The 21,048-nt window shown below is 64.8% G+C and carries 21 protein-coding genes; 9 read left to right on the forward strand and 12 right to left on the reverse strand.

Translation table 11 applies throughout. The features are described from left to right. Window positions 1-28: 28 nt before the first annotated feature. From NO930_RS14095 to aglG, 3 genes are all read right to left on the reverse strand, one after another. Complete coding sequence (locus NO930_RS14095) at window positions 29-973, reverse strand: glycosyltransferase (protein WP_425601448.1); 945 nt, start codon at window positions 971-973, stop codon at window positions 29-31. A gap of 190 nt (window positions 974-1,163) precedes the next feature. Continuing rightward, window positions 1,164-2,150 carry an SDR family oxidoreductase gene (locus tag NO930_RS11745; RefSeq protein ID WP_256403610.1) on the reverse strand — a complete coding sequence of 329 codons (987 nt, stop codon included), beginning with the start codon at window positions 2,148-2,150 and terminating at the stop codon, window positions 1,164-1,166. Between the two features lie 73 nt (window positions 2,151-2,223). Continuing rightward, the gene (aglG, locus tag NO930_RS11750) at window positions 2,224-3,165 is read right to left on the reverse strand and encodes a glucosyl-dolichyl phosphate glucuronosyltransferase (RefSeq protein ID WP_256403611.1); all 942 of its coding nucleotides are present in this window, start codon (window positions 3,163-3,165) and stop codon (window positions 2,224-2,226) included. A 235-nt stretch (window positions 3,166-3,400) separates the two neighbouring features. Here aglG and NO930_RS11755 point away from each other — a divergent pair, with 235 nt between their 5' ends. The 6 genes from NO930_RS11755 to NO930_RS11780 all read left to right on the forward strand — a co-directional run bounded on the left by NO930_RS11755 (window position 3,401) and on the right by NO930_RS11780 (window position 10,690). Continuing rightward, on the forward strand, window positions 3,401-6,529 hold the full coding sequence (locus tag NO930_RS11755; protein ID WP_256403612.1) for an oligosaccharyl transferase, archaeosortase A system-associated: 3,129 nt from the start codon (window positions 3,401-3,403) through the stop codon (window positions 6,527-6,529). Window positions 6,530-6,657: 128 nt separating this feature from the next. Continuing rightward, entirely contained in the window at window positions 6,658-7,602 is a 945-nt protein-coding gene (locus NO930_RS11760; protein WP_256403613.1) for a DUF368 domain-containing protein, read from the forward strand. 89 nt (window positions 7,603-7,691) lie between these two features. Then, entirely contained in the window at window positions 7,692-8,717 is a 1,026-nt protein-coding gene (locus tag NO930_RS11765; protein WP_256403614.1) for an NADP-dependent oxidoreductase, read from the forward strand. A 59-nt stretch (window positions 8,718-8,776) separates the two neighbouring features. Then, complete coding sequence (locus NO930_RS11770; protein ID WP_256403615.1) at window positions 8,777-9,940, forward strand: CapA family protein; 1,164 nt, start codon at window positions 8,777-8,779, stop codon at window positions 9,938-9,940. A gap of 95 nt (window positions 9,941-10,035) precedes the next feature. Next, a complete protein-coding gene (locus NO930_RS11775) occupies window positions 10,036-10,524 on the forward strand; it encodes a type II toxin-antitoxin system death-on-curing family toxin (protein WP_256403616.1) in 489 nt (162 codons plus the stop codon). Window positions 10,525-10,549: 25 nt separating this feature from the next. Further along, on the forward strand, window positions 10,550-10,690 hold the full coding sequence (locus tag NO930_RS11780) for a hypothetical protein (protein ID WP_256403617.1): 141 nt from the start codon (window positions 10,550-10,552) through the stop codon (window positions 10,688-10,690). Window positions 10,691-10,772: 82 nt separating this feature from the next. On the opposite strand, the gene NO930_RS11785 is transcribed toward NO930_RS11780, so the two are convergent. The 7 genes from NO930_RS11785 to NO930_RS11815 form a co-directional block, all read right to left on the reverse strand. Beyond that, window positions 10,773-12,080 (reverse strand): acetamidase/formamidase family protein, encoded by a 1,308-nt coding sequence (locus tag NO930_RS11785; RefSeq protein ID WP_256403618.1) that lies wholly within the window; start codon window positions 12,078-12,080, stop codon window positions 10,773-10,775. 64 nt (window positions 12,081-12,144) lie between these two features. Further along, complete coding sequence (gene mtnP / locus NO930_RS11790) at window positions 12,145-13,035, reverse strand: S-methyl-5'-thioadenosine phosphorylase (protein WP_256403619.1); 891 nt, start codon at window positions 13,033-13,035, stop codon at window positions 12,145-12,147. Between the two features lie 42 nt (window positions 13,036-13,077). Further along, window positions 13,078-14,085 carry a YeiH family protein gene (locus NO930_RS11795; protein WP_256403620.1) on the reverse strand — a complete coding sequence of 336 codons (1,008 nt, stop codon included), beginning with the start codon at window positions 14,083-14,085 and terminating at the stop codon, window positions 13,078-13,080. Then, window positions 14,085-14,240 carry a hypothetical protein gene (locus tag NO930_RS11800; protein WP_196219598.1) on the reverse strand — a complete coding sequence of 52 codons (156 nt, stop codon included), beginning with the start codon at window positions 14,238-14,240 and terminating at the stop codon, window positions 14,085-14,087. Before NO930_RS11800 ends, NO930_RS11795 begins: the two co-directional genes overlap by 1 nt. Before the next feature lie 96 nt (window positions 14,241-14,336). Next, a complete protein-coding gene (locus NO930_RS11805; protein WP_256403621.1) occupies window positions 14,337-15,758 on the reverse strand; it encodes an FAD-dependent oxidoreductase in 1,422 nt (473 codons plus the stop codon). Window positions 15,759-15,900: 142 nt separating this feature from the next. Beyond that, window positions 15,901-16,542, reverse strand: coding sequence for an HD domain-containing protein (locus tag NO930_RS11810; RefSeq protein WP_256403622.1), 642 nt, complete (start codon window positions 16,540-16,542; stop codon window positions 15,901-15,903). A 13-nt stretch (window positions 16,543-16,555) separates the two neighbouring features. Next, on the reverse strand, window positions 16,556-17,251 hold the full coding sequence (locus NO930_RS11815; protein WP_256403623.1) for a phosphoribosyltransferase: 696 nt from the start codon (window positions 17,249-17,251) through the stop codon (window positions 16,556-16,558). A gap of 97 nt (window positions 17,252-17,348) precedes the next feature. On the opposite strand from NO930_RS11815, the gene gatB reads away from it, so the two are divergent. The 3 genes from gatB to NO930_RS11830 are packed head-to-tail and all read left to right on the forward strand — an operon-like array spanning window position 17,349 to window position 19,601. Next, window positions 17,349-18,836, forward strand: coding sequence for an Asp-tRNA(Asn)/Glu-tRNA(Gln) amidotransferase subunit GatB (gene gatB / locus NO930_RS11820; protein ID WP_256403624.1), 1,488 nt, complete (start codon window positions 17,349-17,351; stop codon window positions 18,834-18,836). A 34-nt stretch (window positions 18,837-18,870) separates the two neighbouring features. After that, on the forward strand, window positions 18,871-19,119 hold the full coding sequence (gene samp2, locus NO930_RS11825) for a ubiquitin-like small modifier protein SAMP2 (protein WP_137783944.1): 249 nt from the start codon (window positions 18,871-18,873) through the stop codon (window positions 19,117-19,119). Next, complete coding sequence (locus tag NO930_RS11830; protein ID WP_425601449.1) at window positions 19,116-19,601, forward strand: GNAT family N-acetyltransferase; 486 nt, start codon at window positions 19,116-19,118, stop codon at window positions 19,599-19,601. The genes samp2 and NO930_RS11830 overlap by 4 nt, the downstream gene beginning before the upstream one ends. Window positions 19,602-19,623: 22 nt before the next feature. On the opposite strand, the gene NO930_RS11835 is transcribed toward NO930_RS11830, so the two are convergent. After that, on the reverse strand, window positions 19,624-20,418 hold the full coding sequence (locus tag NO930_RS11835) for a cobalt-precorrin-7 (C(5))-methyltransferase (protein WP_256403625.1): 795 nt from the start codon (window positions 20,416-20,418) through the stop codon (window positions 19,624-19,626). Beyond that, window positions 20,415-21,044, reverse strand: a complete 630-nt coding sequence (locus NO930_RS11840) for a precorrin-8X methylmutase (RefSeq protein ID WP_256403675.1) — start codon at window positions 21,042-21,044, stop codon at window positions 20,415-20,417. Before NO930_RS11840 ends, NO930_RS11835 begins: the two co-directional genes overlap by 4 nt. Window positions 21,045-21,048 lie beyond the last annotated feature (4 nt).

Here is a 21,048-nt window from a genome sequence, read left to right on the forward strand (position 1 = left end):
GATGTCTACTGGTCACCAGTGACTAGAATCATGGGAGAACTGTTCGATAAATATCGATAATCTGATCTCCAATGTGATCCCAACTCACTTCTACAACTTTTTCTCGCCCGTTAGAGCGTTCTTGTGAGCGAAGCACTGAGTGCAACTGCTTGGCTAACTCTGTTTTAGTGGAACCTACACCAGAAGGAGTTACCCCTTCCAGTCGGCTGCGAACATCCCCAACATCAGTTGAAACCACAGGAACGTTACACGCCATAGCCTCTTTGACGGTGTTCGGAGAACCCTCGTGACTAGAAGTCAATAGCAATGCATCAGATGCATTCATATAATTCGGCATCTCAGAATGATCGACACCAGAAATTGTTTGGAGGTGTATAGTGCGATCAAACTCCTCTTGTACCTGTTCAACAACTTTCTCAGCCAATGAATAATTCTTTCTCTTATAATCTGGAGAATAAGGAAACAACACGTGTAAGTCGTTAAGATCCCATTGAACGTGCTGTCGCGCAGCCGTTTGATCTAAAGGCTGAAATAAATCCATATCAATTCCACTAGGGATTATGTATGCATCTTCTCTCCCTAGTAACTCTCTCATTTCGGTTGAACGAACCGTTATCGCGTCTGGCCTTCGAGAAAACAACCGTGTCACAAGGCCGTCTAGACCAATTACATCTGATCCCCACAGTGTGGCTACGACTGGATGCTGGAATTGCATAGCCGCAAACGGTATCGTCAACCCATAATTGGCATGCAGAATATCATAGTCACCACCGCGTACTGCTTTCTGTACTTTTGGAAGATATTGTAAATATTCTCTGATACCCCGCTGAGAGGCCATATCACCATCAATCTGATCTGCGCCAGGAACTACACAGATATCGCATCTGACTCCCTTTGATTCTAGTGTTGAGATCTGCTGACGAAAGAAAACCTCTTCCGCAGTCACAAGGTGTAGAACGCGAAGGTTAGTCACAACAGGTTCTTATCGTCGATAAGCAGTAGTTGCCAATATATGTGTTGAATATAAAGATGAGAATGATTAGGAATCTTGGTGGTTAGATTACCCCAGAATGTCTTGAGTAATCGATCACAGATCTGTCTTATTTGATTCTAGTGTACTAAATGTGGGTGAATATTTGATTATTTTTGGTTAATCACACATGTTAAGAATTTCGAACGAGTGGGTCGTACCAGTTTTGATTTTCTTGGTACCACTGTGTGAATAGTTTTGCACCTTGTTTAATTGAGATATCTGGATTATAATCAAGCATTCGTTGAGCCTTCGAAATGTCTGCATGTGTGTGTCTTGCATCGCCTTCGCGCGATTCTACATGTTCAATCGATAGGGTAGGATCGACTTCGTCTCGAATCACCTCCGCCAATTCTTGGATTGTAATCCTTCCTCCGCTTCCGATATTTATGACTTCACCATCAGCGTCATCAATTTCAAATAATTGTTCATTGGCGTCAGCCACATCCTCAACGTAGGTGAAATCACGCGTTTGTTTTCCGTCACCGTATATGAGCGGTGGATCTCCGTTAATACAACGTGATACAAAATTCGTGAATGCCATATTCGGCCGCATACGAGGACCATAGACTGTGAAATACCGGAGCGATACAGTCGGAAGACCATACACTTCGTTGTATACACGAACATAATGTTCAGATGAACACTTAGAGGCGCCATATGGACTTACCGGAGTCGTCGGATGTTCCTCATCGTACGGGAGATAATTGGGTTTCCCGTATACTGATGAAGAACTTGCGTTAACAACTCTTTTAACATCGGTGTCTCTCGCAGCATCCAGTATGTTTAGTGTTCCATCAACATTGATCTGATGAGTTTTTCGTGGGTTGTCAACACTTACTCGAACACCGGCTTGGGCAGCATGATGGAAGATATAATCTGCATCTTCAACGAGAGTAGTAACCTGTTCAGAATCAGTAACACTCCCTTCTACAAACTCGTATGTCCCTCCACTTTTTTTCGCAGTTTGGCGAGCAACATCGATATTTCGCTGTTTTATACCGAGATCATAGAAGGGTTCGAGTGAATCGAGAACTGTCACATCCCGACCACGATCTACAAATTGCTTGGAAAGATGTCCGCCAATGAAGCCTGCCCCTCCCGTAATAAGTACACTCATTGAGAATAATGCGATTACTAATAGTTAAAAATCATTCGTGTCGACACATGCTTACTACTGGTTTTTAAGTATGTCATATCTCGTCTGTTTCTCGAAGTATATCTTGTCGTAGCAGGCCATATCCATACCCGAAACCAACTGATATAGTAAAAACAAGAATTGCTGCAATTTGCTTTAGTTCTTCTATTGATTGATTAACAATAGCATTCTGTGCTCTATCTGGGATATATTCCGCGAATATTCGATATAAATACTCGCTCTCGTTCTCCTGCGCACCTGGATACAGCATCTCCATCACTCGTTTTGAGAAACCTTGCCAGAATGACCGAAACACGAGCCACCTGAATTCGCCCCGGTAGTCGAACAGGGTGTGGTGGACAACAGCATCTTCGGCATAAACAACGCTTCGTCCGTACTTATCGTGAATCCGAATACCGACCGGTGCCTCGTGTGCTTGGATATGCCTATCTCCCTTTCGACCCGTGTTCACGTCGTATCCCCCGACATCAAGGAATACATCTCGTTTGTACGAGACATTTGATCCGTACCCATTTCGGATCTCCTCGCCGTCCTCTGCGAACCCCAACTCGGTGCATCCGACGAGCCAATAGAACTCCTCGGGAAAAAAATCGGGCTTCTTGCTGACCCAATTCGGTGCAACGTATCCCGCGACGGCAACCGCGTTCGTTTGCTTGTATGTCTGCACATGGTTTTCGATCCAATCTTCTTCGGCCACTCCATCGTCGTCGATGAACGCGACGATCTCCCCCGATGCCAGTTCGGCACCTTTCGTCCGACTGTAGGAGATTCCACGATTCTCCTCGTTGTTGTGCACGACTACGTTCTCGTGGTGACCAAAGTCGTCAACGGCATGTTGGTACACTTCGAGGTTCCCATCAATGACCAACACGATCTCGATTGGCTTGTATGTCTGTGACAACGCGCTTGTCACGGCCTCCGTGAACACCTCGTAGCGATCCATCGTATAGGTACAGACAATCACGGAGACCTGCATAGATCTCAGTTGTGTGAATCACCGAATAAGCATTGTGTTTCATTTCATCCGTCACAGAAGACACTCAACGCACAACCGATAGCGTTTAGATACCTCCCGGTGTTTAATTTCCGTCAACGTAGCACCAATCGATCTCCTGTACCGATTGTCTGTACTTTTGGCGTCTTAGGCTCACTTGGCTTATTTGCCACCTATATAACAAGCCTTAAGCACGTTTTCCAAGTCCTGTTCGGTAATGAGCCAGCAACAAGACTCGTCCGAGGATTCGAGTGTGTCCCCACTCGATCTCCTCGAACGCTGGTATCACGTTCCAGCACTTCTCGGCGTACTCGCCGCTATGCTGTGGACGCGACTCCAGTCGTACGGTAACTTCGTCGTGGACGGACAGGTGTACTTCCGTGGGAACGACCCATGGTATCACCTTCGCGAGACGAACTACCTTCTCGAAAATTGGCCGAACACGATGACATTCGATCCGTGGACTGGCTTCCCCATCGGAAACTACGTCGGCCAGTTCGGTACTCTCTGGGACCATATCATGGCTATCAGTATCTGGATCGCCGGTCCGATCATGGGCGGTCCCGAGGAGGTCATGCTCGTCATGTCTCCCATCGTCGGATCGCTCGTCTCGATTCCCACGTACCTCATTGCGAGACGCTTCGTCTCTCGGCCAGCCGCTATCGTCGGTGCCGGCGTGCTTGCGCTCCTCCCAGGGACGTTCTTCAGCTACTCTCTAGTCGGCTTTCCCGACCACAGCGCAGCGGAGGTGTTCTTCCAGAGCCTTGCCGTCCTCGCGTTCCTCGTCGCCTTCGCGGTTGCAGAGCACGAGGCTCTCGTTTGGGAACTGGTCGTCGATCAAGACTGGGACACTCTGAAGCGGCCACTCGTGTACGCCGCGGCCGCCGGTGTCGCACTCGGACTCTACATCTGGACGTGGCCGCCAGCCGTCCTCATGGTTGGGTTCACGGGTGTCTTCCTCGCCGTCAAGATCACGAGTGACACTGCCCACGGAACGAGCCCGGAACCGATCGCGTTCGCCGGCGCAGTCGCGATGGCGCTTACCGGTCTAATGCAGTTGATTCCGCTCGACACGTTCTCGTTCTCGCCCAGCCAGACATCGCTCCTCCAAGTCGTCCTCCCGCTCGGCGTCGCTGTCGGCGCAGTGTTCCTCGCGTGGCTCGCTCGCCAGTGGGAGTCGCGCGACCTCGATACCACGACTTACCCGCCTGCGGTCGGCGGGCTCATCCTCGCGTCCGCGGGAGTCATTTGGCTCGCGCTTCCGTCGCTCTGGGGAACACTCACGAACAATCTCCTCAACTTCGTCGGCTTCAGCGCCCGCGCCACCTTCCGCACGATCGGCGAGGCCCAACCGCCCCTCCAGAACGCCTCCTTCGCGAACTTCGTTCTCTCCCAATACGGCCTCGCCTTCTTCCTCGCGCTCGCGGCGATCCTCTATATTGTCGCGCGCCCCCTCTACCGCTCTGACGACACCAACCACACGCTCTACATCCCGGCCGCGCTCGCGGTCGTCGGCTCCGTCTACGCGGTCCCCCAACTCTACGACACCATCGGCGGCGTCGTCGGCGTGAGCTGGCAGGTGGTCGGCCTCGCGCTCGCCGCCGCCCTGCTCGTCGGCGCGACGTTCCTCGTCGAGTACGACGCCGAAGAGCTGTACTTCGTCGTGTGGGCGGCGTTCATCGGGAGCGCGGCGTTCACCCAGACCCGGTTCAACTACTACCTCGCCGTCATCGTCGCGGTCGGCGCGGCGTATTTCCTGCAGGTCACGCTGGACGCGATCGACCTCACCTCGCTCGCGGCGCTCCGCGACATCGAGGGGTGGCAGGTGATGACCGCGCTCGCGGTGATCGCGATCCTGATCGTGCCGCTCGTCGGCGTCGCCACGCCGGTCTGGACCGCGGGCAACTCCACCGGCCCCGGAAGCGTCACACAGTGGGACGGCAGCCTCCAGTGGATGAACGACGAGACGCCCACGCCGGGCGAACTCGAGGGCGCAGACAACGCGATGGAGTACTACGGCACCTACGAGCGCCCCGCTGACGGCGACTTCGAGTATCCCGACGGGGCGTACGGCGTGCAGTCGTGGTGGGACTACGGCCACTGGATCACCACGCGCGCAGAGCGCATCCCGAACGCGAACCCGTTCCAGCAGAACGCGGACGAGGCGGCGAACTACCTGCTCGCACCGAGCGAGGAGGAGGCCCGCGAGGTGCTCGCAAGTCAGAGCACCGAAGGTGAACACACCCGCTACGTGATGGTCGACCGGCAGATGGCGTCGCCGAACTCCAAGTTCAACGCCCCCGTCACCTTCTACTCGGGCAACGAGACGACGGAGGACTTCAACCGCGTCCTCTACCAGCAGACCGAGCAGGGCGGGTTCCGGACGCTGATGCAGGTGAACACCCAGCGCTACCACGAGAGCCAGATGATCCGCCTGTACGAACACCACGGCAGCGCGGTCGAGCCGCGGCCGGTCGTCGTCGACTGGAACCAGCAGGCCGCACGGGCGGCGAGCGGCGAGCGGATCGACATCTCCGTCGCGCCGAGCAACACGAGCGCGGTCGTCCGCCAGTTCGACACGATGGAGGAGGCCCGCGCGTTCGTCGAAGAGGACGGCAGCGCGCAGGTCGGCGGCGTCGGCGGCGTCCCCTCCGAGCGCATCGAGGCGCTCGAACACACGCGGCTCGTCCACGCCAGCCAGTCGCAGGGGCAGTCGCCCTCGGCGCTGCAGGTGAGCGTCCTCCAGCAGCTCGGCATCAACGTCCAGAGCGCGCTCGGCGAGAACGCGCTGCGGGCGTTCCAGGACGACTGGGTGAAGACGTTCGAACGCGTCCCCGGCGCGACGATCGAGGGCTCGGGCGCGGAGCCCGGTCAGGAAGTCACGGCGACCGTCGAGATGCAGAAGGCCTCGGGGCGGACGTTCACGTACACGCAGTACGCGACCGCCGACGACAGCGGGAACTTCGAGCTGACGGTGCCGTACTCGACGACGGGCTACGACGAGTTCGGCCCCGAGAACGGCTACACGAACACGAGCGTTCGCGCGACCGGCCCGTACCAGCTCTCGACCGGCCTCTCGATCGATAACGGCACCGCGAGCGCGCTCACGGGCACGGTGAACGTGACCGAAGGGCAGGTCGTCGGGGCAGATGACACAGCCGCCACGGTCGAACTCGAAGAGACGACGCTCGGCGGTGGGAGCGAGGACGGTAGTGACGGCGGCGACGCCGGAGACGGATCGAGTGACGGAACCACCGGCAACGACACGAACACGACGAACGCGGTGACCGCGAGCGATGCGCTCGCCGTCGGCGCATCCGCACGTTCCGCGTCTGCGAGCGCGTAACACCGCTCTCCGCCGCACCCCGCGTCCACCCGTTTTATCACTCGGCCGACTGTACTGCATGAGTATCTCGTCGTACGAATCTGTCCCGCACGAGCCGCATTCCGCACCCCACACGACCGTGGTAGCACATGAGTGACCGCCGCGACTGGATCACGCTGTACCTGAAGGGGATCGCGATGGGCAGCGCCGACGCCGTCCCCGGCGTTTCTGGAGGTACTATCGCGCTGATCGTCGGGATCTACGAGCGGCTGATCGCGGCGGTCACCGCGGTCGACCCGGACCGCATCCGACGCGTGCTCGCGGGCGTCCGTCCGGCGAACCTCCCCGACGCGCGCGCCGCATTTCGGGAGGTCGACGGCGCGTTCCTGCTGGTGCTCGGTGCCGGCATCGCCACCGCGGTCGTGGTCGTGTTGAGCGGCGTCGACTACCTGCTCGCGACGCGCCCGGTCGCCACCTACGGGTTCTTCTTCGGCCTGATCGCCGCGTCTGCAGCCGTCTTGCTCGGCGACGTCGCGCTCGACACGCCGCGCCGGAAGGCGGCCGCGCTGGCCGGCTTTGCGCTCGCGTTCCTCGCCTCCGGGGCGGCCGCGACGTCGCTCGGGAACCCCCTCCCGATCGTGTTCGTCGCCGGCGCGGTCGCGGTCAGCGCGATGGTGCTCCCGGGGATCTCCGGGTCGCTCCTGTTGGTCGTGCTCGGCCAGTACGAGTACATGTCCGGGACAGTGGGCCGGGCGATCGACGGGCTCGCCGCGCTCGCGCTCGGCAACGGGACCGACGCGCTCGTCGAGACGCTGCCACCGGTCGCGACGTTCCTCGCCGGGGGCGTCGTCGGCCTCTTCACGATCGCGCACGCCGTGCGCTACGCCCTCGAACGCGCCCGCGCCGCGACGCTCGCCTTCCTCGTCAGCCTCGTGGTCGGCGCGCTGCGCGCCCCCGTCGTCGAGGTGTCGGTCCGGCTGGCCGAGAGCGGCGAGTCCTGGCGGGCCGCCGCGCCGCGGTTCGCGCTCGCTGCGCTCGTAGGCGCGACGCTGGTGCTCGTCTTGGACCGGTACTCGGCGGCGATCGAGTACTGAGCGTCGGGGTCCACTCCGGTTGCCGGGGAGAACGACCCGCGTGCTGCTGGTGTCCAAACGCTATTTTCCCACCCTGTCCAATTGCGGCCGTGACGACCACCAACCGCGAGTGGATTCTCGCCGAGCGACCGGACGGCGAACCCGACCTGGACTGTTTCGAACTGCGCGAGACGGACGTGCCCGCTCCCGACCCCGGAGAACTCCTCGTTCGGACTCGGTACCTCTCCGTCGACCCATACATGCGCGGCCGGATGCGCGACGCCGAGTCGTACGCGGAACCGTGGGGTGTGGGCGACGCACTCCGAGGCGGCGTCGTCGCCGAAGTGGTCGAGAGCGAGAGCGACGCCTACGACGCGGGCGACCTCGTGACGGGCGAGGGGGCGTGGAGCGACTACGCCACGCTCGACGCCGCCGACGTCGCGCCGGTCGACCCGAGCGTCGCCGACCCCGAGGCGTACCTCGGCGTGCTCGGAATGCCCGGCCGGACGGCGTACTTCGGCCTGTTGGAGGTCGGCGAGCCCAAGCCCGGCGACACCGTCGTCGTGTCGGGCGCGGCGGGCGCGGTCGGCTCCGTCGTCGGCCAGATCGCCAAACGAAACGGCTGCCGCGTGATCGGCTTCGCGGGCACGGACGAGAAGACCGACTGGCTCACCGATGATCTCGGCTTCGACGCGGCGATCAACTACACAACGACGGGCGACTACCGCGACGCGCTCGATTCGGCCGCGCCCGAGGGCGTCGACGTCTACTTCGACAACGTCGGCGGCCCGATCACCGACGCCGTCTTCACGCGACTGAACCTCGATGCGCGCGTCGCCGTCTGCGGGCAGATCTCCCACTACAACGACGAGGAAGTGCCGACGGGACCGCGGAAGCTCCCGCAGATCATCGCGCCGCGCGCGAAAGTCCAAGGGCTCCTCGTGAGCGACTTCGCGACCCGGTTCGAAGAGGCGAGCGAGCGGCTCGGCGAATGGGTCGCAACCGGGGAGTTGGAACATCGAGAGACGGTCGTCGACGGCCTAGAGAACGCGCCCGACGCCTTCCTCGGGCTCTTCGCGGGCGACAACATCGGCAAGCAGGTGGTGCGGGTGACCAACGACGCCGCCGGTGAGTGACGCCGCTGTACCCGACCGCTCCGGTGGGTTGAAATCTGCGCCCGGCGAACGGCCGGTCGATGCAGACGCGCAGGAGCCTGCTGGCCGCGGGCGGTACCGGAGCCGCGGGACTTGTCGGTCTCGCCGGATGTTCGGCTACCCCCTCGGGATCGAGCGGGACCGGTGCCGGCGAGGCGGGCGAAAACGGAGACGACACCGCCGGCGGCGACGCCGATGACGACACCCACATCGGGTTCGTCGGCGACCTGATGCTCGGCCGGAGCGTCACCGACCGCTGGGTCACCGACGAAAATATCGACACGACGAGCGTGTGGGGGTCGACGCTCTCGCGGCTGGAGGCGCTCGACGGGCTCGTCGCGAATCTGGAGGGGTGCATTTCCGACCGCGGCGAGCGCTGGCCCGAGAAGACGTACTACTTCCGCGCGCCGCCCGCGTTCGCGGTACCCGCCTTGGAGGCCGCCGGCGCGTCGTTCGTCTCGCTCGCGAACAACCACATTCTCGACTATCGTGAGCAGGGACTTCGGGACACGAAAACGCACCTCGCGGACGCGGACATCGCCCACGCGGGCGCTGGGACGGACAGAGAGACGGCGCTCGAACCGGCGGTGTTCGAGGCGGGAGACGTGCGGGTCGCGGCGTTCGGGCTCACCGATCAGTCCGCGGCGTTCGCGGCGACGGACGAGGATCCGGGAACCGCGTACGCGACGCTCGACCCCGGACGTCCGGGGACGCGCGCGCTCGTCGACGACGTGCTCGACGGCGTCGAGTCCCTAGAGCCGGATCTGATCGTCGCCTCGCTGCACTGGGGGCCGAACTGGGAGACCGAACCGCGGGCCGTCCACGAGCGGTTCGGTCGGTTCCTCGTCGACCGCGGCGTCGACGTCGTCCACGGGCACAGCGCGCACGTGCTGCAGGGCGTCGAGGTGTACGACGGGTCGCCGATCATCTACGACGCCGGCGACTTCGTCGACGACTACGTCGACTACATCGATCGTCAGGGCGTCCACAACAAACGCAGCGCGCTGTTCGAGCTGACCGTGCGCGACGGCGACCTCCACGAGATCGAGGTCGTCCCGATCCGTATCGTCGACGAGGCGGCGACGCTCGCCGAGGGCGAGGTCGCGACGTGGGTCCGCGACACCGTCGCCGAGCGCTCGCGGCCTTACGGGACACCCGTCGAACGCGAGGACGGTCGGCTGACGATCCCGCTCGGAGGAGATTGACATCTTCCGGTGTCTGAAGGCGCCGGAATCGCGATCACAGATGAAAGATCATACAGAACAAAGATTACACCGGCACGGACGCAACAGCAAATCGAATGGCTGACTCATTCTGGTATCCCTCCGTCGACGATGTCTGCACCATCCATGATGACATCGTGTCGGAGTATTCTGACACACATACCGGAATCCAGAACTCCGGCGATATCGAGTTCGCTCTGCACTACATCGAAGCGGGTCGCTTTGGGACAGCACCAGAGACGGTTCACGAGAAGGTGTACCATCTGCTTCGACTGCTGGTTGCGAATCACCCGTTCGTGGACGCAAACAAGCGTACTGCGCTCAACACGGCGGTCGTGTTCTACTTCCTCAACGGATACCGCTTCGAATACGACGACGAAATCAGGTCGATTCTCAAGCAATTCGGTACTGACGAAGCCGCCGTCGATGAAGCTGCAGTCATCGAATACCTTCGCTCACATACCAAGGCGATCGACCTCCCCGGCGCAATCGAGGAATGGCGTGAGGATCTCATCAGGTTCGGGGTGGACGAACTGACCGGTGACTCGTCGGACCCGAACGATTAACGGCGCTCGGGACGACAGGTGAGATATGGCGACCGAGGACAGAGTGGAATCCAGCTCCCCGCTCGACGAAGTGATGGAAGATATCCGACGGGAACTAGTCCGCCGAGTCGCGGCGGGCGATCGAGACGCGAACCGAGACATCTACGACGCGCTCGAAAACGAGTGAGGTCAACGGCTTCAGCTTTCTAGCTGTCGGGCGTTGAATAGTCTGTTTCCTCGATAACAAGTGCTGGCTATACTCTCTGTATTCAGAGCCCGTACTGCTCGCGGACGACACTGTCGAGTCCGCGGTCTTCGAGCAGGTCGAGCGGCGCGAGCATGTCGAGCTGGACGACGCCCGGCAGCCGACCGATCTGGACGCCGCCGGTGAAGGTGCACCGCGCGCGGATCTCGCCCTCGCTCATGTCCAGCAGCTGTCCGGCGCGGTCGAAGGCGTTCTGCGTCGCGTCGTTGACGGTCCCCCCCGACCCGACCACCTGAATCGGGGCCATCTCCGACTCCACGTCGACGCCGTGTTCCGCCCCGAGGTCGTTCCCGGCCTCGATCTCGTCGTCGCTGTACGGCTTGCTGATGAAGGGCAGGTCCTCCTCGTTCGGCAACAGGACGGGGCCGTCGAGTTCGAGCCCCTCGATCACCTCGACGTCGAACGTGACGGTCCCGCTCACGTCGGTGGTGTGCAAAGAGAGTTCGCCGTCGCCCTGGTTCGCGTGGAGGTCGCCGACGTATACCCCGCCGCCGTCGACGTCGACCGGACAGATCAGCGTCGCGCCAGCGCGCACCTCGGGGATGTCCATGTGGCCGTCGGTCCGCTTGTTGAGGTCTTCTGCGGTCTCGACGCCGTAGTCGTGGTCCGCGCCGATCAGGCTCTGTCCGAAGTCGCCCGCGTTGTGCGAGTCGGGCATCGTCACCGACGGCGTCGTGCCGATGTTGCCGATGAACGGCCGGAGGCGGCCGAGCGTGCCGGGCATCCCGTCGGGCTCGTACAGCAGGATCGGGTGTTGGCGGGCGTTCTCGGGAATGTCCATCACCCGCTCGGCGTCGAGCGCCAGCTCGTGGGCGCCCTCCTTGTCGAGGGTGATCCCGACGGCGTTCTCGTGGTCGAACGCGACGGTGTAGCCGTACTCGAAACCGAACGAGGAGGCGTTCGCGCCGCACTCGGCACAGCGGATCGCGTCCTCGCCGGTGCCCTCGACGACCGAGTCGGGCCACGTCGTCCCGCACTCCGGACAGCGGTGGTCGACGAACGGGTCGTCCTCGAACGCGCCTTCTCGTTCCGCCATCGACCCCGTGCTCGTCGCCATGCTCGTCACCTCGACGTCGCGGATGTGGATGGCGACGGCGTCGCCGACCGACGCGCCCTCGACGCGGATCGGACGCGTCACCTCGTGGCCGCCGCGGAACGACGGCGTGACCATCGGCCCCCAACATCCCGGCGGGGTGTACGTCGTGACTGTGCCCCCGTCCGCGACCGTCCCGGCCCACTCCTGATCGGGCCCGACCAGCCCGAGCGTGTACTGGTCGACGTACAGCTCCTCTTGAACGCCTTGCTGTGACATACCACGTTGTCGTACGTGGCTCACCCGAATAACGCTAGTGTTCGCGGAACCGGCCGCAGCGGAGTTACAGGTGCTCGCCGAGCAGCGGCTCGACGCGCTCGCGAGTCTCCTCGGGAATCGCCTCGGTCGGCGTGTTGACGGTCCCGTCGAGGGCGGTGTGCGCTTCACACACCAAGTCCGCTGGGAGCGTCCGGATCGCCTCCTCGACGGCGGCTTTGATCGCCGCCTGATTCTGCTCGGCATTTTCGAGGACCTCCGCGAGCGTCACCTCGCTGTCCTCCTTCCAGACGTCGTAGTCGGTGACGCCCGCGATCGTCGCGTACGCGATCTCCGCCTCGCGCGCGAGCTTCGCCTCCGGGATCGCGGTCATCCCCACGAGGTCCCAGCCCTGCGACTTGTAGAACGTCGACTCCGCGCGCGTCGAGTACTGCGGCCCCTCGATACAGACGTAGGTGCCGCCCTTCACGACGGGCGTGGCGTCGCCGTCGTCAGCGTCGCTGTCGCCGCCGACCGCCGACTCCGCGGCCGCGGTGAGGTGGTCGACCAGTTCGGGGCTGTACGGGTCCGCGAAGGGCTGGTGGACGACGACGCCGTCGCCGTAGAAGGAGAGGTCGCGGTGTTTGGTCCGGTCGTAGATCTGGTCGGGGACGACGAGCGTGCCGGGCTCGAGCTCGTCTTTCAGGCTGCCCACCGCGTTCGACGCGAAGATGTGGGTGACGCCCGCCTGTTTTAAGGCGTACATGTTCGCGCGGTACGGCAGGTCCGTGGGCGAGACGCCGTGGTCGGAGCCGTGCCGCGGGAGGAAGGCGACCTCGCGGCCGGTGTCGCCGAACTCGCCGATCGTGATCGCGTCGCTGGGCTCGCCGTAGGGCGTGTCGTACTCGACCTCGCGCACGTCGGAGAGCGGGAGCGCCTCGTAGATGCCGCTGCCGCCGATGAAGCCGATTGTGCTCATGACGGGAGTGTGGCCGCTCGGTACTTATGCGGCGTGAATCGCTCAGAGCAACCACTGGACCGCCACGAGCGCGAGCGCGCTCACGACGAGCAGGTGGAGTAAGACGGCCCCGACCGCCGCACCGCCGACCTCGCGCATCTCCCGGAGCCGGATCGAGAGGCCGAGGCCGACGAACGCCAGCGTGAACAGCGCGTCCGAGACGCGGCCGATGGAGTCGAGCGCGGCGGGCGAGAGCACGCCGCTGTTCGCGACCGCCGCGACGAGGAGGAACCCGAGGAGGAACTTCGGGAACTCCGACCACAGTCGACGCACGCCCGGATCGGTCGCCGACCGGGCCGTGTACGCGAGCGAGTACGCGATCGCGACGCCGCCGAGAAGCGAGTTGCGCGCGAGCTTCGTCACCGTCGCCCACTGGCCCGCCTCCGGGGAGTGCGCGAAGCCCGCGGCCGCGACGGGGCCGGTCGAGAACATGCTCACGCCGGCCCAGACGCCGAACTGGCGGCTCGTCAGGCCGAGCCACTCGCCGGCGAGCGGGAACGCGACGAGCGTGGCGGCGTCGAAGAGCAGGACGGTCGCGGCCGCGAAGGTGATAGCCGACCCGCGCGCGTCGAGGACGCGACCGATCGCGACGACGGCGGAGACGCCGCAGATGCTCGCGCCGGCGGCCAGAAGCGACGGCGTCGCGCCGTCGAGCCGGAACAGCAGCCGGGCGATCGCCTCCGCGAGCAGGAGCCCGCCCGCGACCGCGAGGACGACGAGACCGAGGACGGTCGGTCCGGCCGCGACGAACTCCTCGACCACCACCGCCGCGCCGAGGAGGACGATCCCGGTCTCTAAGAAGAGCTTGTCGACGCTGACGCCCGGCTCTACGGCGGGGGGCGTGCCGACCGTGTTGCCGACGAGCGCGCCGACGCCGACGGCGACGACGAGCGGCTGTAAGCCGTCGACCGCGCCGGCGACGACGTTCGCGAGCAGCGCGCCGGCGACGAGCAGCGCGAACCCGGGAAGGTAGGGTCGAACCACGTCGACGGCGATCGCGGCGCGCCGCATCACAGCGAGCCGACCGCGAACTGGATCGCGAGGTGAACGGCGACGATACCTAATCCGAGGACGAGCGCCTGCCAGCCCCGGTCGAGTGCAGTCCAACGGTCGACGAGCGGTGACGCGGGTCGGTCGGCGGCGGACGGTCCGGCGTCCGAGGTCATTGTGTGTCCGTCATCACGGCACTACTTACCGATATCGCTCGCGGCACGACTCCGCGGCGAGCGAAGCGAACGAACGAAGAGAACGGGCGTACGGACTCAGTCGTCGGCTTCGGCGGCGATGGGGTCGTCGTCAGCGGACGATCCGTCTGCACCAGACGCGGCAGAATTTTCACCTTCCTCGTCGAGCCGGGGGAAGTTCTCGATCGTCTCGTCGCGGAAGGCGGCCTCGTCGAACGCGTACTCGCCGTCGAAGAAGTCGAGCACGGTCTGGACGTCGGTCATCGCGCTCTTCAGCGCCGTCGACGCGCCCGGGGAGGGCGTGATGTTGAACAGGATGCCGTCGCCTTCGATCTTCGCTTCGCCCATGTCGAGCGTCTTGTTCTCGGTGTCGACGATCTGCGGGCGCACGCCGCCGTACCCCTTCGCGCGCTGGATGTCGTCGACCTCGACGGTCGGCACGACCTTCTGGACGTGCGGGAGGAACGCGCGCTTGCCGAGCGCGGGGACGTCGTACGCGAGGTTCCGTACGACGAACGGGAAGAGGATGGGGTCGGCGAGGATGTTGGCGTAGCTCAGGACCGAGGAGACGTTGAGTCCGAACACGTCGGCGAAGTCGCTCACGGTCGAGATCTCGCCGCGTTCGAGCGCGGGCACGACCTTCGCGGTCGGGCCGAACCGCGTGACGCCGTCGTCGTGGACGTCGGCGTCGCCGTGGACCGCGGCGAAGGGGAGCTTCTTCATCTGGAGGGTGTACACCTTCCCGTTCAACAGGTCGCCGGCGAGGAAGAAGCTGCCCGCGACGGGCAGAAGCGACAGGTCCTCGCCGTAGCCCATCTCCTTCGCGAACTGGAGGCTGTGGGAGCCGGCGGTGACGACGACGGCGTCGGCCGCGAAGTCGCCGTCGTCGGTCTCGACGGTGAACCCGTCACCGCCCTCGTCGACGTTCCTTACCTCGGTCCCGAGGTGGACGGAGACGCCGTCTTCCTCGCGGGCGTCCTCGACGAACGACCGCGCGACCGCGCCGTAGTCGACGACGTACCCGTCGGGCGTCTGGAGCGCCTTGAGTTCGGTTCCGGGGTCGCGCCCCTCGACGACCTTCGGCTCCAGCTCTTCGATCTCCTCGCGGCCGATCTCGCGCAGCTTCGGGAAGAGGTCGCCGAACCCCTCCTCGCGGTACCGCTGTTCCAGCTTCTCGACCTCCTCGTCGCCGACGCCGAGCACCATCTTGCTCCGCTTGCTGTGCATCTCGCGGTCCGGATCCGTGCCTTCGAGGTAGCCCGCGAGCAGCTCCGCGCCCTCCTTGACCTCCTCGGCCTTCTGAAGGGTGTAGTTCGTCTCGATGTCGCCGAAGTGCAGCGTCTGGGAGTTGTTCGTCCGGTGGGAGTTGACCGCCGCGATCTCCCGCTCTTTCTCGATCAGCGTCACGTCGTCGACGTCGGTGAACTTCGCCACCGTGTACAGAAGCGACGCCCCGCTGATCCCCCCGCCGACGATGATAAGGTCAGTGTTCTCGGACATGCGTGGTGAAAGCTCTCACGTCCCGTGACGACCTCCCCCGTTAACCATTTTACCATATACGCGCGGAATATGGCCGTAGAAGGCCTACAAACGTCGTTTAGAGTATACGACGATCGTCGAACCCCGCCGCGGCTGTGGCGGCTCACTCGTCCCGAGCGATCCGGTACCGCTCTCGGAGCCGTTCGAACAGGTCGCGGCCGGTGTCGGTCCGAATCCGCGGCTCGGTCGTCGCGAAGAACTCGTCGAGGTCGTCATACTCGTGAAACGCGTCCGGGTCGCCGGCGGCGGGGTCGTACCGATCGCCGCGCTCGTAGACCACGGCCTGTAGACAGACGTCGAGCAGATCGCACTCCTTGACGAGGACCGCCTCGGGCGACTCGCGGACCTCGTACTCTTCCCACGCGTCGCGAACGCGATCGGGGAGCGGTCCGGCGAGGGCGACCATCGCCTCGCGTTCCGCCGCCTCCTTGGCGTCCGAGTCCGGCGGCTCGGCCGTCGAGTCCGCGCGTGTCGCCACGTCGCCCGTCTCCGCCTCGGCGACGTCGTGGACGACCGCGAGCCGGAGCGCGCGGTCGAGGTCGACGCCCGGGAGGTCGGCGCGGAAGCGGTCGCCGAGCGCCACCACGAGGTAGGCGACGCCCCACGTGTGGGCGGCGACAGACTCGGGCGCGTCGACGCCGCGGAGCTGCCACCCCGTGCGCCGCTCGTCTTTGAGCGCGTAGGCGTCACAGAGAGCGTCGAGCGCGTCTTCGTCACCGTCTGCGGCGGAGTCGTCCGAGTCCATCGTCGAGTGCGGGCTACTCGGCGAGGGTCCAGCTGTCCTCGCCGACGGGCGCAGCCACGTCTCGCCGGACCATCTCCTCGATCACCTCGCCGAGCCGGTCGGGCTGGGCGACCTCCATCTCGATGCGGCCGATACCGTGATACTCCTCGAGGTAGTGACGGATGGCCTCCCGGTCGAAGACGGTCTCGTCGGCGCGCTCCATCGCCCCCTCGGTGAGGTCGATCATGTCCTCGACGAAGTTCCACGGGTAGACGACCCACGTCCACTGTTCGAGCCGTTCGCCGACGAAGTCCGGCTGGAACTCGGAGGTGCCGAGAAGCTGGAGCGTGGCGGTGCGCACGTCGCCCGCGTCCCGGTCTTCGACGTACTCTTCGGCCCGACGGATCGACCCGCCCGTGTCCGCGATGTCGTCGATGATCAGGACGTTCTTCCCCTCGACCGAGCCCTCCGGCATGGGGTAGCGGATCTGCGGCTCGTCGGTCTTCTCCGCGGCTCCGACGTAGTGTTCCATCTTGAGGCTCGTCAGGTCGTCGAGCCCGAGGAAGTCGCAGATACATCGGCCCGCGAACCAGCCGCCGCGCGCCAGCGCGACGACGACGTCCGGCTCGAAGTCGGCGCGCTTCACCGCGTTCGAGACGTTGCGGCAGAGCCCGTAGATGTACTCCCAGTTGGTGAGGGTGCAGTCGAAGTCGTCCGGGAGGTCGCTCATACGCCCGTTCGTCCCACCCGCGCGCTGATAAGGGTTTAGCAACGTCCCCAGAGCGGTCCCGACACGATTTAGGTGGCCCGCTCACAACGGGTCGGTAATGAGTACGCAGGCCGCGACGGCGGAGCGAACCGTCGTGATCGGGCTGGAGGTCCACGTCCAGCTCGAGACCGACACGAAGATCTTCTGCGGCTGCTCGACGGAGCCCGGAGACGACGAGGAGCCGAACACGCGCACCTGTCCGACCTGTCTCGGGCTGCCGGGCGCGCTGCCGGTCCTCAACGAGGGGGCGGTCGAGGCCGCGGTGAAGATCGGGAAGGCGATCGACGCCGAGATCCCGGAGACGACGACGTTCCACCGGAAGAACTACTACTACCCCGATCTGCCGAAGAACTTCCAGCTCACCCAGTACGACGCGCCGATCTGTCAGGCCGGCGAGCTGGAGGTCCGCGCCGACGACGAGACGCGCACCATCGGGATCACCCGCGCGCACCTGGAGGAGGACCCCGGCAGCATCCAGCACGCCGGCGGCTCCATCGAGAACGCCACGCACACGCTCGTCAACTACAACCGCGCGGGCACCCCGCTCATGGAGATCGTCACCGAGCCGGACTTCCGGTCGCCGGCCGAGACGCGAGCCTTCCTCGCCAAGCTGGAGGAAGTGCTGGAGTATCTCGGCGTCTTCGACCCCACCCGTGACGGGAGCCTGCGCGTCGACGCCAACGTCTCGCTCGTATCGGAGGAGGACGTCGCCGACGACGGGACCATCACCGACGAGGCGCTCGCCGCCGCCAACCGCGCCGAGGTGAAGAACATCTCCAGTCACAAGGGCGCAGAGCAGGCGCTCGCGTACGAGGTCACCAGACAGGAGAACGTCCTCCGGCGCGGCCGCGAGATCGAACAGGAGACCCGACACTGGGACGAGGCGCGCGGCGTCACCGTCTCGATGCGCTCGAAGGAGGCCGAGAAGGACTACCGCTACTTCCGCGAGGCGGACCTGCCCGCGCTGGAGGTGGCGGACTGGAAGGACCGGATCGCGATCCCGGAGCTTCCCGACGCCCGCCGCGAGCGCTTCCGCGAGGAGTACGGGCTCGACCGCGAGGCCGCCTCGAAGCTCACTTCCACGAAGGCGGTCGCGGACTTCTTCGAGGACATCGCGGGCGAGTTCGACCCCGACCTCGCCGCGACGTGGGTCGCGGACAACCTCCTCGGCGAGCTCAACTACCGAGAGATGCAGATTACGGACGTCGAGGGTCGGCTCGGCGAGTTCACGCGCCTGATCGAACTGGTCGCGGCGGAGGAGCTGACGGTGAAGAACGCCGAGGAGGTCGTCCTCCGCGAGATGCTCGACGAGGGCGACGACCCCGAGACCGTCATCGAGCGCGAGGGGCTCGGCAAGGCCGAAAGCGACGAAGTCGAGAGCGCGGTCGAAGCCGCCATCGAGGAGAACCCCGACGCGGTCGCCGACTACCGCGACGGCGACGAGGGCGCGATCAACTTCCTCGTCGGGCAGGTGATGCAGGCGACCGGCGGCAGCGCCGACCCCGGCGACGTGAACGGGCTGCTCCGCGAGGAGCTGGACGGGTAATCGCCGTGCCCAGCAGCGTCGAGGCGCGCCGCCGATGAACGTACGCGTGCGGGTCGTCGGCGGGGAGACGGAGCGGATCGACCTCCCCGACGACGCCACCTACGACGACCTGATCCGCGCCGCGGGCTACCATCCCCAAGAGGCGTCCGCGCTCGTCGACGGCTCGCCCGTCCCCGGCGACCGCGTCGTCGACGCCGACGAAGTCAAGCTCCTGCGGCTGATCAAGGGCGGCTCGACCGACCGACCGGCGCAGTCGCACGCCGCGACCGGCGACGACGCGTGAGCGGAGAGCGCGATCCGGGCGGTCCGCCGCGAGACCCTCCCGACGGGTTCGCTGTGGAACCCGCCACTCCTGACGACCGGCTCGACGTCCTTCGCGTGCTCGACGCCGCGATGTTAGAGACGGACGCCGCGGCCCTCGACGACGCAGTCGACCGCGGCGACGCGCTGGTGGCGAGCTTCGATCGGACGGACGCGGTCGTCGGCGCGCTGGTCGCGGTGCGACGGGGGCCGGAACAGCTCCACGTCGACGCCGTCGCGATCCGTCGGTCGCGTCGCGGTCGCGGGATCGGTTCCGCGCTCGTCGCGACCGCGGTTCGGCGGGCCGAGCGAGACCCGGAAGTCGGGGTCGTCACCGCCGAGTTCGACGCCGAACTGGAGGAGTTCTATCGCGACCTCGGGTTCGAGGTCGTCACGGAGAGAGACGGCGAGTCGGGCGGTCGGCTCCGGGGCAGTCGTCGAGTCGACGAGGGGCCCTCCCGCTGATCGGTCCCCGCCCCGTCGCCGCTCACGCGCGAACGACGAGCACGGAGAGGTCGGAGAAGGCGGTGTCGTCGGGGCCGTCGCCCCCGGCCCCGTCGGCGAGCGTTCCGAGGTCGGTCCGAGTGATCCGCTCGTCGGGGTGTGTCAGCCGCTCGCAGACGATTGCTTCGCGGGTCCGGTCGGCTCCGGCGTCGACGAGGTCGGCCGCAACGTCCTCGGGCATCCAGTCGTACGGCCGCGGGATCACGATCAGGTGGCGGTCGCCGACGGCCTCCCGGAGGCGCGCGAGCGCTGACGAGAGGTCGCCTCTGACGTGGAGCGTCTCGAAGACCGAGTCTTCGAGCGGCGTGCGGGCGCGGCTCGCGGCCATCTGCACCGAGGAGATGCCGGGGACGACGCGGACCGGCGCGTCGACCGCGGCCTCGACCTTCCCGAGGAACTGGTAGCCTGAGTGGTTCGGGTCGCCCATGAGCACGGCGACGCCGCGCGCGCCGTCGGCGACGCGGGCGGCGAACCGGCCGAGCGCCGCGGGCTCGTCGCGGTACCCGCAGGTGATGAGCTCCGCGTCGGTCTCGTCGGCGACGAACTCGACCACGGTCTCGAAGCCGACGACCACGTCCGCCTCGCGGAGCAGCCGCCCCGCGCGCCGGGTCAGGAACTCGGTGTTGCCGGGACCGATCCCGACGGCGTGGACCGGCGGTTCACCGTCGGACTCCGCGTCGCGTCGCGACGGCTCGGGCGCTGCGCTCGCCGCCTCGGCCGGGGAGTCGGGGAGGTCGGGGACGGGGTCGTCGGAGCCGTCGGAGTCGTCGCCGGTCACAGGTCGATCTCCCCCTCCCGGGCGTCGCTCGCGACGTGGACTAGCTCGTTCGTCAGCCCGGCGGCGAGGCCGCTGCCGCCGCGCCGGCCCACGTTGGTCACGGCGGGCACGCCGTGTGCGGCGCAGACCTCGCGGAGCCGCTCGCGCGAGTCCGCGGCCTTCACGAAGCCGACGGGCGTGGCGACGACGACCGCCGGCCGCGTGCCGTCCTCGATGCAGTCGGCGAGCGCGAGCGCCGCGGTCGGCGCGTTCCCGACGACGGCGATCGCGCCGTCGTAGACGCCCTCGCTGTCGAGTTCGAGCACGGCCGCCGCGGTCCGGGTCATCCCGGTCTCGGCGGCCAGCTCCGCGCCGTTGCCGATCGCCTTGCGCACCGCACAGTCGTGGCCGCGGCCGGTGATCCCGGCTTTCACCATCGTGATGTCGGTCACGATCGGCCGCTCGTCGAGCACCGCTCTCGCGCCCGCGCGGACCGGTTCGCTCTCGTCCGCGCCGATGAAGCGAACGAGGTGCTGGAACTCCGGATCTCCGGTCGCGTGGACCGACTTCGCGCGCAGGCGGTCCGCGAGCGTCTCCTGCGGAACCAGCTCGTGGACGCGGTCCATGCTGGTCTCGGCGATGTCCATCGCC

This window comes from Halorubrum salinum (assembly GCF_024494575.1).
Classification (GTDB): Archaea; Halobacteriota; Halobacteria; order Halobacteriales; family Haloferacaceae; genus Halorubrum; species Halorubrum salinum.

Bases quoted from the DNA above. Each gene is read 5' to 3' on its own strand.
- samp2 (WP_137783944.1), top strand. From the start codon at position 18,871: ATGAACGTACGCGTGCGGGTCGTCGGCGGGGAGACGGAGCGGATCGAC.
- NO930_RS11810 (WP_256403622.1), bottom strand. From the start codon at position 16,542: ATGGACTCGGACGACTCCGCCGCAGACGGTGACGAAGACGCGCTCGAC.
- NO930_RS11775 (WP_256403616.1), top strand. From the start codon at position 10,036: ATGGCTGACTCATTCTGGTATCCCTCCGTCGACGATGTCTGCACCATC.
- gatB (WP_256403624.1), top strand. From the start codon at position 17,349: ATGAGTACGCAGGCCGCGACGGCGGAGCGAACCGTCGTGATCGGGCTG.
- NO930_RS11745 (WP_256403610.1), bottom strand. From the start codon at position 2,150: ATGAGTGTACTTATTACGGGAGGGGCAGGCTTCATTGGCGGACATCTT.
- NO930_RS11815 (WP_256403623.1), bottom strand. From the start codon at position 17,251: ATGAGCGACCTCCCGGACGACTTCGACTGCACCCTCACCAACTGGGAG.
- NO930_RS11770 (WP_256403615.1), top strand. From the start codon at position 8,777: ATGCAGACGCGCAGGAGCCTGCTGGCCGCGGGCGGTACCGGAGCCGCG.
- NO930_RS11780 (WP_256403617.1), top strand. From the start codon at position 10,550: ATGGCGACCGAGGACAGAGTGGAATCCAGCTCCCCGCTCGACGAAGTG.
- NO930_RS11840 (WP_256403675.1), bottom strand. From the start codon at position 21,044: ATGGACATCGCCGAGACCAGCATGGACCGCGTCCACGAGCTGGTTCCG.
- NO930_RS11760 (WP_256403613.1), top strand. From the start codon at position 6,658: ATGAGTGACCGCCGCGACTGGATCACGCTGTACCTGAAGGGGATCGCG.
- NO930_RS11755 (WP_256403612.1), top strand. From the start codon at position 3,401: ATGAGCCAGCAACAAGACTCGTCCGAGGATTCGAGTGTGTCCCCACTC.
- mtnP (WP_256403619.1), bottom strand. From the start codon at position 13,035: ATGAGCACAATCGGCTTCATCGGCGGCAGCGGCATCTACGAGGCGCTC.
- NO930_RS11800 (WP_196219598.1), bottom strand. From the start codon at position 14,240: ATGACCTCGGACGCCGGACCGTCCGCCGCCGACCGACCCGCGTCACCG.
- NO930_RS11805 (WP_256403621.1), bottom strand. From the start codon at position 15,758: ATGTCCGAGAACACTGACCTTATCATCGTCGGCGGGGGGATCAGCGGG.
- NO930_RS11795 (WP_256403620.1), bottom strand. From the start codon at position 14,085: ATGCGGCGCGCCGCGATCGCCGTCGACGTGGTTCGACCCTACCTTCCC.
- NO930_RS11785 (WP_256403618.1), bottom strand. From the start codon at position 12,080: ATGTCACAGCAAGGCGTTCAAGAGGAGCTGTACGTCGACCAGTACACG.
- aglG (WP_256403611.1), bottom strand. From the start codon at position 3,165: ATGCAGGTCTCCGTGATTGTCTGTACCTATACGATGGATCGCTACGAG.